At 64.3% G+C, this 11,529-nt stretch carries 10 protein-coding genes; 1 reads left to right on the top strand and 9 read right to left on the bottom strand.

From position 1 onward, the window contains the following. Window positions 1–217: 217 nt before the first annotated feature. Window positions 218–988, bottom strand: a complete 771-nt coding sequence (locus tag BMX67_RS15075) for an AraC family transcriptional regulator (RefSeq protein ID WP_090736792.1) — start codon at window positions 986–988, stop codon at window positions 218–220. A gap of 96 nt (window positions 989–1,084) precedes the next feature. Here BMX67_RS15075 and BMX67_RS15070 point away from each other — a divergent pair, with 96 nt between their 5' ends. Next, window positions 1,085–2,026, top strand: coding sequence for a DMT family transporter (locus BMX67_RS15070; protein ID WP_090736787.1), 942 nt, complete (start codon window positions 1,085–1,087; stop codon window positions 2,024–2,026). A 45-nt stretch (window positions 2,027–2,071) separates the two neighbouring features. Here the strand turns inward: BMX67_RS15070 and BMX67_RS15065 are convergent, their stop codons facing one another. From BMX67_RS15065 to BMX67_RS15030, 8 genes are all read right to left on the bottom strand, one after another. Then, window positions 2,072–2,851, bottom strand: a complete 780-nt coding sequence (locus BMX67_RS15065; RefSeq protein WP_090736784.1) for a TIM barrel protein — start codon at window positions 2,849–2,851, stop codon at window positions 2,072–2,074. A gap of 33 nt (window positions 2,852–2,884) precedes the next feature. After that, window positions 2,885–3,679, bottom strand: a complete 795-nt coding sequence (gene iolB, locus BMX67_RS15060; protein ID WP_090736782.1) for a 5-deoxy-glucuronate isomerase — start codon at window positions 3,677–3,679, stop codon at window positions 2,885–2,887. 11 nt (window positions 3,680–3,690) lie between these two features. After that, entirely contained in the window at window positions 3,691–4,587 is an 897-nt protein-coding gene (iolE, locus tag BMX67_RS15055; RefSeq protein ID WP_090736779.1) for a myo-inosose-2 dehydratase, read from the bottom strand. A 45-nt stretch (window positions 4,588–4,632) separates the two neighbouring features. After that, window positions 4,633–6,465, bottom strand: coding sequence for a 3D-(3,5/4)-trihydroxycyclohexane-1,2-dione acylhydrolase (decyclizing) (gene iolD / locus BMX67_RS15050; RefSeq protein ID WP_090736775.1), 1,833 nt, complete (start codon window positions 6,463–6,465; stop codon window positions 4,633–4,635). Between the two features lie 89 nt (window positions 6,466–6,554). Continuing rightward, the gene (locus tag BMX67_RS15045; RefSeq protein WP_090736773.1) at window positions 6,555–8,474 is read right to left on the bottom strand and encodes a bifunctional 5-dehydro-2-deoxygluconokinase/5-dehydro-2-deoxyphosphogluconate aldolase; all 1,920 of its coding nucleotides are present in this window, start codon (window positions 8,472–8,474) and stop codon (window positions 6,555–6,557) included. 105 nt (window positions 8,475–8,579) lie between these two features. Beyond that, a complete protein-coding gene (locus BMX67_RS15040) occupies window positions 8,580–9,359 on the bottom strand; it encodes an ATP-binding cassette domain-containing protein (RefSeq protein ID WP_090736771.1) in 780 nt (259 codons plus the stop codon). A gap of 1 nt (window position 9,360) precedes the next feature. Beyond that, window positions 9,361–10,467 (bottom strand): ABC transporter permease, encoded by a 1,107-nt coding sequence (locus BMX67_RS15035; RefSeq protein WP_090736768.1) that lies wholly within the window; start codon window positions 10,465–10,467, stop codon window positions 9,361–9,363. A gap of 58 nt (window positions 10,468–10,525) precedes the next feature. Beyond that, window positions 10,526–11,446 (bottom strand): sugar ABC transporter substrate-binding protein, encoded by a 921-nt coding sequence (locus BMX67_RS15030; RefSeq protein ID WP_090736765.1) that lies wholly within the window; start codon window positions 11,444–11,446, stop codon window positions 10,526–10,528. Window positions 11,447–11,529: the final 83 nt, after the last annotated feature.

Genomic DNA, 11,529 nt, shown 5'->3' with positions numbered 1-11,529 from the left:
CGCCTTTATGAGACGGCCGTCAAGCATGTGTTGTCAAACAATTTACTTGCAAATTGTACAAAATCATAAGTTGAAAAATTGGCGATTCTCTGGCAAACTGAACCGCTTAGATCAATTGCATCTTATGCATGTATTGCAGAAGATTGGCCGAACATACGCCGGGTACTGAAACGAACATTGGGCCTACTGTCGATTGAAACCCGGTGGCGACTTTGGCTTATGTCCGGATGAACCGTGCCGGGCTGTTTCCGGTAATTCGGCGAAACATGGCGATGAAGGATGAGGCCGTCGAATAGCCCAGGTCCAGCGCGACGGACTCGACCGTGTACCCGTCCTGCAACAGCGAAATCGCCTGCATCACGCGCAGACGCTGTCGCCACTCGCCAAGCGACATGCCCAGTTCGTCGCTGCAACGTCGCATCAGGGTGCGCTGGCTCAACCCGAAAGCGCGGGCCAGCTCTGCGTTGTTGCGGCCGTCCGCGGGATTGTCGCGCAGCGCCTGCAAAAGGCGTGCCAGCTGCCGATCGTCGCTTTCGGGCACAAAGCTGTCGGCGATTTCGCAAACCGCGACCTGATCGACCATCACCCGCAACAGGCGCGACTGCTGTTCCGATCCGGTAAACACCGCGCCTTCCAGATTGTCCAGGATGGCCCGCAACAGCGGGGACACCAGCAGCGAACAGATCCGGTCAGGCATTCCGGAACACAGTTCCCTGCTGATATAGGCTGAGAAATGCACCGCCGCGCGTCGGTTGAAGCCGACATGCTGCACGCCGGGCGGGATCCAGAAGCCCATATGCGGCGCAGCCAGCAAATGCTGGCCCTCGCTGCGCAATTCGGTGACGCCGCTGAAGGAATAGACAAACTCGCCCCACGGGTGGCGCATGATCGGATAGGTGGCGTTTTCAGGCATGTGTTCCAGCCGGAAGAACACCGGGCCGGGCAGATGATCGTGATAGGGCGGCTGGCGCAGATGCAGAAACGACATGCTTGGCGATCCATCGGTATCGACTGGCGCGTTCGCGCTATATCCAGCTTATCGGCCAGATTAGACAGATGGCAAGTCAACCCGAAAGCCGAAGCCATGAAACGACCGATAGATATGACCGCCATCGCCCTGATGGTCATGCTGTGCATGATCTGGGGGCTGCAACAAACCTCGATGAAATTCGTTGCCGATCAGGTTGATCCGATCCTTCAGATCGGGGTGCGATCCTGCATCGCCGCGCTTCTTGTGTTGATCTTCAGCCGCGTGATCCGGCGCGACCGCTGGCTGTCGGGTCTGTTCCCCGGACCGGCCCTGTTGGCGGGATCGCTGTTCGCGCTGGAATTCCTGCTGGTGGCCGAGGGGCTGCGCTGGACCACCGCGTCGCATATGGCGGTATTCCTGTATACCGCGCCGATCTTTGCCGCGATCGGGCTGCATCTGGCGCAGCCCGATGAACGGATGTCGCCGGTCCAGTGGGTCGGCGTTGCGGTGACCTTTACGGGCGTCGCCTCGGTGTTTCTGCTGCCCGAACTGCGCAGCACCGGGATGACACTGACACCGGGCATGATTATCGGCGATCTGCTGGGGCTGGCGGCAGGGTTCAGCTGGGGCATGACCACGGTTGTGATCCGCACCACCCGCATGGCCGATGCACCGCCCGCGCAGACGCTGTTCTATCAGCTGACGATTGCGGGGGCGGCGGCAACGGCCTTTTGCATCCTGGCTGGCAGAATGACCATCCAGAGCAGCCCGCAGGTCTGGCTAAGCCTGTCCTTCCAGACGGTGATCATCTGTTCGCTAAGCTTCCTGATCTGGTTCCGGATGCTACAGGTCTATCGGTCGTCCCGCCTGGGCGTCCTAAGCTTCATGACACCCTTGTTCGGCGTGGCCGCCGGCGCAGTGCTGCTGGGTGAGACGCTGACCCCAGAGTTCCTGTTCGGCGGCTTTCTGGTGCTGCTGGGCATGGTGATCACCCAGACCCATGAATGGATCAGCGCCCGGCGCACCGCGCGGGCCGGGGCGCAGGTCGCATCCTGACCCATAACAGGGGGCTGGCCCGCCCCGGCGACGGGCCAGCCGTGACTACAGGGTAAAGGCCCGGACAAACGCCGCGACGGCCTGATCGCTGTCGCCTTCGGCAAAAGCCTCCATCGCGACCGGGCCGCGATAGCCCATCCGGTCCAGCGCCCGCGCGATGGCGGGATAGTTGATTTCACCGGTGCCGGGCTCAAAGCGGCCGGGATTGTCCGCCACCTGAACCTCGCCGATCCAGGGCAGGCATTTTTCGCACCAGCGGATCAGATCACCCTCGCCGATCTGGGTGTGATAGAGGTCAAGATTGATCCGCAGTTGCGGCCGATCGATGGCCGACACCAGCGCCAGAACATCCGCAGTCGCCCCGAACGGGCACCCCGGATGATCCAGCAGGTTCAGGTTCTCCAAGGTGAAAACCACGCCCTCGGCCTCGGCCAGATCGCAGATGCGGTGCAGGGTATCGCGCGCCTTCAGCCACATCGCGCCGCTGATCTGTTCATGCTGCCGGATGGGAATGCCGCCATCGCCCAGACCTGTGCCATGCAGGTTCAGCCGCGACACGCCCAGCCGCTTGCCGATCTGCACGGTTTCGCGGGCCGAGGTCAGCAACATATCGGCCCCCTCATCATCGGCCAGCCGCCCCTGAAGATAGCCGTTCATGATGGTATAGGTCGCGCCCACGGCTTCCAGCCTTGCCAGATCGTGGTCGGGCCAGTTCCACAGGCCGACGCCCAGACCCATCTCGGTCAGGCGCGCGGCACGCCATTCGATCGGGCGATCGCGCCACAGCATTTCGGCGCAGGCGGCAAGTTGAAAAGGTTGGGTCATGGGGCAGGCTCCGGGAAACCGCGCGGGGCGGTATTACATCAGGTGTTCGACTTCGGGTGCGGGGACAAAGCGCCAGTTCCGGCGGGGGCCGGCCATGACGTTCAGGTAATACATCTCGAACCCGTAGGGCGCGCCGCAGGGGTGGTGGCCGCGCGGCACGCAGACGACATCGCCGTCATGGACCGCCATGGTTTCGTTCAGCGACAGATCGTCGGTATAGACGCGCTGAATGCCAAAGCCATTGGCCGGGTTCAGACGGTGGTAATAGGTTTCCTCCAGATAGGTGATCCGGGGAAAGTCGTCCTCGTCATGGCGGTGGCTGGGATAGGACGACCAGTTGCCGGCCGGGGTAAAGACCTCGGTCACCAGCAGGCTGTCGCAGTAATCTTCGGCCTCCATGGCGATGTTGTTGATATGGCGTGTGTTGCTGCCCTCGCCGCGCGGGGTCAGGGTGATGCCGTCGGGACCGATGCGGCGGGCCGGGTGGCCGCCCCTGCCCGGCGCCTTGCAGATGGCGATGGTCGCCTCGGTCGTGGTTTCCAGCGACCAGTCCTGGCCGTTAGGCACATAGAGGCAATGCGGCGGGGTCTTTTCAAAGACATTCATCCGCTGGCCCAACTCGCCCCAATCCTGACCGGCGGCGTGGATCCGGGCCTTGCCCTCGACCATGACCAGAATGACTTCGGCCTCGCCCGTGGACTCGGCCCAGCTTTCGCCCGCGCGCAGTCGGATCAGATCGAACCCGACATAGCGCCAGCCCGCGCTTTCGGGCGTGATCTGGTGAACCTTGCCGTGTGTGCCGAAGGGGCGTTTCAGAAGATCGGGCATCGGCGTTCCTTTCAGATCAATCCGGTTTCGCGGGCGATACGCTTCAACGTGTGCAGGCCAAGCGTCTGATACAGCAGTGGATTGCGCTGATCGGGGTCCTGTTCCGCCTCGATCACGATCCAGCCGTCATAGCCATAACCCTTCAGGATCCGCAGCAGCGGTTCGAAATCGACGCCGCCCTCCTGATCGCCCGGCACGGTAAACACGCCCGCGCGCACGCCATCCATGAAGGACAGGCCGTTCGCCTCGACCTGCGCGCGGATTGCGGGCCGGACATTCTTGGCATGGAAATGGCCGACGCGGCTGACATGGCGTGCCAGAATCCCGGCCGGATCGCCGCCGCCGAAATAGCAATGCCCCGCATCGAACAGCAGTTTGGTCGCGGGGCCGGTCGCAGCCATGAAGGCATCGATATCCTCGGGCGACTGCACGACGGTGCCCATGTGGTGATGATAGACCAGCGCGATCCCCTGATCGGCGCAATATTGCGCGATTTCTTCGACCTTTGCGCCGAATTCCTTCATGCTCTGCGCATCCAGGACCGGGCGCGCGCTCAGCGGCAGGTCCCGCCCCTGAATGCTGTTCGAGGTTTCGCAGGCGATGCAGACCTTGCAGCCATTATGCTTCAGCTTGTCCAGATGCGGCTGGATCGCCTGTTTTTCCTGTTCGACCGAATGGGCCAGAACATTCATCGAATGCCAGCCCGACACGAAGGTCAGCCCATAGCCGCCCAGCAGTTCCATCAGCGCCTGCGGATCGTCCTGCGGCCAGCGATGGCCGTTCTCGATCCCGTCAAAGCCGATCAGGCGGCCTGCTTCCTCGAGGATACGCTCGGTCGGGATATCCGCGCCAAGGCTCTGGTCGTCATCATTGGCCCAGGCAATCGGGTTGGTACCAAACTGGATCATCGTCGTCTCTCCGGGGAAGGGATCGGGCGGGGCCGGTCCGCGAAATCAGTTCACAAGGCGCTGATGCGCCAGATTGTTCAGATAGGCGGCATGCGCCTGTTGCAGCTTGTCGCTGCGGCCCACCGCAGGGACGGCCACGTCCCACCAATGGCCGGCATCGCCAAAGCCGGGACCCGGCACCGGCGTCGTGTCGATGACGATCACGGTCGGGATGTCGCGGCCACGCGCGGCGGCGATCTGCGCCTCCAGATCGGCGATGCTGGCCGCCTTGACCGCATGCGCCCCCATGCTGCCGGCATGGGCGACATAGTCGATCTGCGGCTGCGCCTCGACATTGCAATCCTTGTAGAGATTGTTGAATTCCTCGCCGCCACAGCCCTGTTGCAACCGGTTGATACAGCCGTAGCCGCGATTGTCGGTCAGCACGACGGTGAAGGGCACGCGCCGCATCACCGCGGTGGCCAGCTCGCTGTTGGCCATCATGTAACTGCCATCACCGACAAAGCAGATCACCTCGCGATCGGGCCGGGCCAGTTTCAGCCCCATCGCGCCCGCGATTTCATATCCCATGCAGCTGAAACCATATTCCATGTGATAGCCACCCTGGCTGGGCTGCCACAACAGTTTCAGCGCGCCGGGCATCGTACCTGCCGCGCACATGGCGATGGCGTCCCGCCCCGTCGCCCGCTGCACGGCGCCGATGACCTGCGCATCGGTCGGCAGATCATTGACCGCCCCCGGCGCCGCGCAATGGGCATCGACGGCCCGCAGCCATGCGGCCCGCGCCTCGGCATCCGCCGACATTGCCCGATAGCCGCCCAACCGCCCGGTCAGCCACTCCAACGCGACACGCGCATCCGCGACAAGGCTGGTCGCGCCATGCTTGGCCGCGTCATAGGCCTGCACATTGATCGCCACGATCCCTGCGTCCCCGAACAGCGTGCGCGACCCGGTGGTGAAATCCTGCAATCGCGTCCCCACCGCAATGACCAGATCCGCGGCCTCGGCCGCGGCATTGGCCGCCGCCGATCCATCGACACCCGCCGCGCCGAAATTCATCGGATGGGCCTGCGCCAGTGCCGATTTCCCGGCCTGGGTTTCGATGACCGGAATATTGTGACAGGTCGCAAAATCCGCCAGCGCCTGCTCGGCACCGGAATGGATGACCCCGCCCCCCGCGACGATCACGGGCGCCTTGGCCGCGCGGATCAGTTCCGCCACCTCGACCAGTTCCTGCGCATCGGGCTCGGGCCGCCGGATACGCCAGACACGCGGCGCAAAAAAGCTTTCGGGCCAGTCAAAGGCCTCGGCCTGCACATCCTGGCAAAAGGCCAGCGTGACAGGTCCGCAATTCGCCGGATCGGTCATCACCCGCATCGCGCGCGGCAGGGCGCTCAGCAGATGTTCGGGCCGGGTGATGCGGTCGAAATAGCGGCTGACCGGGCGGAAACAGTCATTCGCACTGACCGTGCCATCATCGAAATCCTCGATCTGCTGCAAGACCGGATCCGGGCGGCGATTGGCAAAGACATCGCCGGCAATGATCAACAGGGGCAAACGGTTCACATGCGCCAAGGCCGCCGCCGTCACGACGTTCGTCGCCCCCGGCCCGATCGAGGTGGTGACCGCCTGCGCCCGCCGTCGCGCATGCCCCTTGGCAAAAGCGATGGCGGCATGGGCCATGGTCTGTTCATTCTGCCCGCGCCAGGTCGGCAGCGCATCGCCCATGCCTTGCAACGCCTCGCCAAGACCCGCGACATTGCCGTGCCCGAAGATCGCCCAGACACCATCGATGAAACGGGTGTTCTCCTCGGTCATCTGCACCGACAGCCAGCGCGTCATCGCCTGCGCGGCGGTCAATCGAACTGTCTTATCCATGAACTCTCACTCCCAACCCATCTTCTGTGGGCAAATATCCCGGGGGGAATCGCCGTCAGGCGATGGGGGCTGGCCCCCTTCCGCGTCGCCTAGGCCGCAATCCCTGCTGCGGCACGCGCCGCGTCCCAGATCCGGCACAGCTTTGCATAGCGGCGCGCCATGTCCGATACCGCCTCGTCATCCGAGATGTTTCCCTGCAACCAGCTGCGGGCAACTGCACCAAAGATCGTGCGCCCGACAGCGAAGCCGCGCACAAGGTCGAAACCGGCGGCGACCTCGAAGCTGGCCTGCAATTCGGCCTCCGGCGCATCCAGACCCAGCACCACGATGCCGCGCGTGTGGCGGTCGTGATCCTCGATGGCGGCGATGGCGTTCTGCCAGCCCGCGCGGGTCTTCATCGGCTCCAGCTTCCACCAGTCGGGATAGACGCCCGCGGCATAGAACTGGCGGATCAGCGTGGCGGTGGTGGTGTCGTCCACCGGACCGACCTTCGAGGGGATCACCTCCAGCAGGAATTCCAGCTGGTTGCGGCGACCGGCCTCGAACAGGCGCCTGACCGTGGCCTCTTGCGCGGCGCGGGTCTCGGCATCGTCGTCGGGATGGCAGAAGCACAGGACCTTGATGACGTTCTCGCGCGCCCATTCGACCAGCGTGCCGCAATCGCTGCCCAGTTCGGGTTCCAGCTGCAAGGGACGCGATCCCGGCCATTCGCAGGGGCGCCCGATCCACAGCCCACTGCCGCTGGCACGGTGCAGGGCGCTGCGGCCGATACGGTAGTCGCACAGGATGCCATAGCCCGAACCGCCATCCGCGACGCGCAGCGCCGCATCAAGGCACAGTTCCTTGAACTGCGCACCCTTGGCAAGGTCGTAACCGGGCATCTCTTCCAGCTGCAGGCGGTGGTCGAAGGCAAAGACGCGCATCTCGGACCAGTCGCCGGCGTTGCGGCTGGCGCGGGTCGTGGACCAGTGGATCTGTTCCAGGTCGGGATCGTTGCGCAGATCGGGGCGGACGACACCGCGGTCCAGGAAGAAGTCCAGCTCCGCAAGGCTGGGATAGGCCGGGGTGCAGCCGTGGCGGCTGACGGCGAAGGCCCCGCAGGCATTGGCGTATTTCAGCGCGGTCGGCCAGTCGGCATCCTCCAGCCAGCCCTTCATCAGCCCCGAGAAGAACCCGTCGCCCGCGCCCAGCACGTTGAACACCTCGATCGGGAAGCCGGGACCGGCCTCGCCATCGTCCAGGCTGTCGGGGATGTCGCCGGTAAAGGCCACGGCCCCCTTCGCGCCGCGCTTGCAGACCAGCGTCGCCCTGGACACCGCGCGGACCGCGCGCAGTGCGGCGACCGTGTCGGTGGTGCCGCCCGCGATGTGGAATTCCTCTTCGGTGCCGACGATCAGGTCGAACAGATGCAGCGTGCCCTGCAGCTTGGCGGTGACGGCGGCGCTTTCGACAAAGCGGCTCTCGCCGTCGCCATGACCCGCGACGCCCCACAGGTTCGGGCGATAGTCGATGTCCAGCGCGGTGCGCGCGCCATGCCTGCGCGCCAGTTCCAGCGCCTTCAGCACAGCGGCCTCGGTCTGCGGATGGCTCAGATGGGTGCCGGTCGCCAGAACGCTGCGGGCCCCCGCGATGAAGCCCTCGTCGATATCGTCTGGCGACAGCGCCATGTCGGCGCAGTTCTCGCGGTAGAAGATCAGCGGGAACTGGTCCTCGTCGCGGATGCCCAGCAGGACCAGCGCGGTCAGGCGTTCGGGATCGGTCGCGACGCCCGCGGTCTCGACCCCCTCGCGGGCCAGCTGCTCGCGGATGAAGCGGCCCATATGTTCGTCGCCGACCCGCGTGATCACGGCCGACCGCAGCCCCAGCCGCGCCGTCCCGCAGGCGATGTTCGTCGGGCTGCCGCCGATATATTTCGCGAACGAACCCATATCCTCCAGCCGGCCGCCGACCTGCTGACCGTACAGATCAACCGATGAGCGGCCGATCGTGATCACATCCAGTTTCTTCATATCCTGCGTTCCGCTTGCTGACTGCCGCGCCCATCACCCGGCAAGATTGATGGTCCCGCCCCGCAGGGCCGACCGAAAGGCAGGACGCGCGGCCCTGCCCGTCATTCAGATCGTACCGCCAAGCGAGCCTTCAAGCTGGGCCAGTTCCTGGCCACCGGCCATCAGGTCCTGCAACTCGGCCGAGGTGATTTCCCCCTTCACGGCGGTGCCAAGGGTCTGCCCGCGGTTCAGCACCGTGAAACGGTCGCCCACCGCCATGGCGTGACGGACATTGTGGCTGATGAAGACGACGCCGACACCCTGTTCGCGCACCCGCGCAATGGTCGACAGCACATTCGAGGTCTGGCGCACGCCAAGCGCGCTGGTCGGTTCGTCAAGGATCAGCACCTTCGCGCCGAAATAGACCGCGCGGGCGATGGCGACGGTCTGACGCTCGCCCCCCGACAGCGTGCCCACCGCCTGATCGGGCGCACGCAGATTGATGCCCATCTTGCGCATCTCTTCCATCGTGATCTCGTTGGCGCGGTCGATATCCAGCCGCTTGGTCAGGCCGCGCCCCTTTGTCGGCTCACGCCCCATGAAGAAATTGCGCGTCACCGACATCAGCGGGATCATCGCCAGATCCTGGAACACCGTGGCGATCCCGGCCTCCATCGCCTCGCGCGGGCTGTCGAAGGACAGGGGTTTGCCCTCGAAGAAGATCTCGCCCGCGGTCGGCTTGTGAACGCCCGACATTGTCTTGATGAAGGTGGATTTCCCCGCGCCATTGTCGCCCAGAAGGCAATGGCATTCGCCGGGGGTCACGTCGAAGGTCACACCGTTCAGCGCGATGACATTGCCGAAATGCTTCTTGATGCTTTCCATATGGATGATCGGTCGGGTCATCTTAACGCTCTCCCGTCACGCGCTTGCGGATCACATTGTTGAAGACGACGGCCAGCAGCAGCATCCCGCCCAGGAAGATCTGGAACCAGTCCTGATCGAAATCGGTATAGGTCAGGCCGATGGTGACCATGCCGAAGATGATCGCGCCGAAGAACGCCCCGATGGCCGACCCATAGCCCCCCGTCAGCAGGCATCCCCCGATCACGGCGGTGATGATCGCCTCGAATTCCTTCATGAAGCCACGGCGGGCGTCGGTCGACCCGGCGTCGATGACGGTGATGATCGCCACCAGCGAGGCCGCGCAGGCCGTCAGCATGAACAGCGAGATCTTGACGCCGCGCACCGGCACGCCCGAATTCTTGGCCGCATTGGTATCGCCGCCCGTGGCAAAGACCCAGTTGCCGACCGGCGTGCGGACCAGGATATAGGTCGCCACCAGCGCGATGACCACGAACCACAGGATTTCGACCGGAATGCCGGGCACTTTCGGGGCGCCGGACTTGAAGCTGTCGATCACGCCGATGCTGGCAAGCCAGCCGAACAGCCCGGTGAAGGCATCGCCGGAAAACAGCGGGGCCAGAAAATCCCCCTCGACCGCGTCGCGCACGCCGCGCAGCTGGGTCGATCCGCCGGTGAACAGCTTCAGCCCGACCAGCGAGGCACCGCGCAGGATGAACAGGCCCGCCAGCGTCACGATGAAGGATGGCAACCCGGTGCGCAGCACGATCGCCCCGTTCAGCGCCCCGATCAGGGCCGCAAAGGCCATGGTCAGCGGAATCGCGAAGATCAGCGGCAGGCCCAGATTGACGGTAAAGACACCGAACACCATGCCCGCAAAGGCAACCATCGACCCGATGGACAGATCGAATTCGCCGCCGATCATCAGCATTGCCGCCGCGATGCCAAGGATGCCCAGCTGCGCGGCAGGCGTCATGAAATTCATGATGCCGGACAGGGTGAACATGGCACTGTCGGCGGTGGCCAGAAAGAACAGCGTCACCAACACCACGCCGCCGATCGCCCCCAGTTCCGGCTTCTTCATCAGTTTGGTCGCAAGGGATTCCGCGCGAATACGCTCATCCTGCTGCGAGAGATTCTCTGCAGACATGGTTTCCTCCGGTTTGGGATGGGGCCGCGCAGTGGCGCACGACCCCGCTATGCAGGGATCAGCGGATGCCCTGTGCCGACAGATCGATCACCTGGGCGGCTGCTTCCTGGGTCACCAGATTCGGACCCGAGGGAACATCGCCACCCGGCACCAGGCCGTATTCGGCATTCAGCGCCAGAAAGACGACCGGCAGATAGCCCTGCAGGAACTGCTGCTGGTCGATGGCAAAGGCCGCATCGCCATCCGCGACCGATTGCAGAAAGCCCGCCGACAGATCGAAACTGGCGACCAGCACATCCTCGCGCCCGACCGCCTTCACGGCCTCGACGGCGGGTTCCCCGACAAGCGAGGCGCCCAGACCCAGGACCGTGTCCACATCGGGATCGGATTCCAGCGCGGCGCGCACCTTGGACTGCACTTCGGTCGGATCGTTCATGGTGGGGATGACGGTGACTTCCTGACCGAACCCTTCGGCAAAGCCGTCACAGCGCAGGTCGAGCGAGACGTTGCCGACCTCCTGGTTGACGCAGATGCCCTTGGTGCCGCCCATTTCGGCCAGCTTTTCACCCGCAGCCTTGCCCGCGTCGAATTCCGACTGGCCGACATGCAGCAGCGCGCCCAGTTCCTTGGCAACATCGGACCCCGAATTCATCGAGATGACGGGAATGCCCGCCTCGACCGCGCGCTGGATCGACGGCCCAAGCGCGTCTGCATCCGGGATCGACACGACCAGCCCATCGGGTTCCTGGTTCACGGCGGCGTCGATCAGCTGGCTCATCTGGACCATGTCGAATGTCTCGGGCGAGCGGAACTCGACATTGGCGCCGGTGTCCTCGCCGGCCTTGGTCACGCCGTTCTTCACGACCGACCAGAACGGGTCATTCGCCTGACCGTGGGCCACGACGATGATGTCTGCGGCGGCGACGGGCAGCGCCGTCAGCGTGGCGACGGTCGCAACCGATGCAAGAAGCTTCTTCATTCCAAGTCCTCCCTTTGGGGTGATTGGCAGCGGGCCTGACGAACCCGTCTGCTGTCCGGCCATTCACCGTGCCGGATATCGTC

Source organism: Paracoccus homiensis (assembly GCF_900111675.1).
In the GTDB taxonomy this organism is placed as follows: Bacteria; Pseudomonadota; Alphaproteobacteria; order Rhodobacterales; family Rhodobacteraceae; genus Paracoccus; species Paracoccus homiensis.
This window is presented reverse-complemented; position numbering and strand designations above follow the sequence as displayed.

Bases quoted from the DNA above. Each gene is read 5' to 3' on its own strand.
- BMX67_RS15070 (WP_090736787.1), top strand. From the start codon at position 1,085: ATGAAACGACCGATAGATATGACCGCCATCGCCCTGATGGTCATGCTG.
- BMX67_RS15030 (WP_090736765.1), bottom strand. From the start codon at position 11,446: ATGAAGAAGCTTCTTGCATCGGTTGCGACCGTCGCCACGCTGACGGCG.
- BMX67_RS15045 (WP_090736773.1), bottom strand. From the start codon at position 8,474: ATGAAGAAACTGGATGTGATCACGATCGGCCGCTCATCGGTTGATCTG.
- iolE (WP_090736779.1), bottom strand. From the start codon at position 4,587: ATGATCCAGTTTGGTACCAACCCGATTGCCTGGGCCAATGATGACGAC.
- BMX67_RS15075 (WP_090736792.1), bottom strand. From the start codon at position 988: ATGTCGTTTCTGCATCTGCGCCAGCCGCCCTATCACGATCATCTGCCC.
- BMX67_RS15040 (WP_090736771.1), bottom strand. From the start codon at position 9,359: ATGACCCGACCGATCATCCATATGGAAAGCATCAAGAAGCATTTCGGC.
- BMX67_RS15035 (WP_090736768.1), bottom strand. From the start codon at position 10,467: ATGTCTGCAGAGAATCTCTCGCAGCAGGATGAGCGTATTCGCGCGGAA.
- iolB (WP_090736782.1), bottom strand. From the start codon at position 3,679: ATGCCCGATCTTCTGAAACGCCCCTTCGGCACACACGGCAAGGTTCAC.
- iolD (WP_090736775.1), bottom strand. From the start codon at position 6,465: ATGGATAAGACAGTTCGATTGACCGCCGCGCAGGCGATGACGCGCTGG.
- BMX67_RS15065 (WP_090736784.1), bottom strand. From the start codon at position 2,851: ATGACCCAACCTTTTCAACTTGCCGCCTGCGCCGAAATGCTGTGGCGC.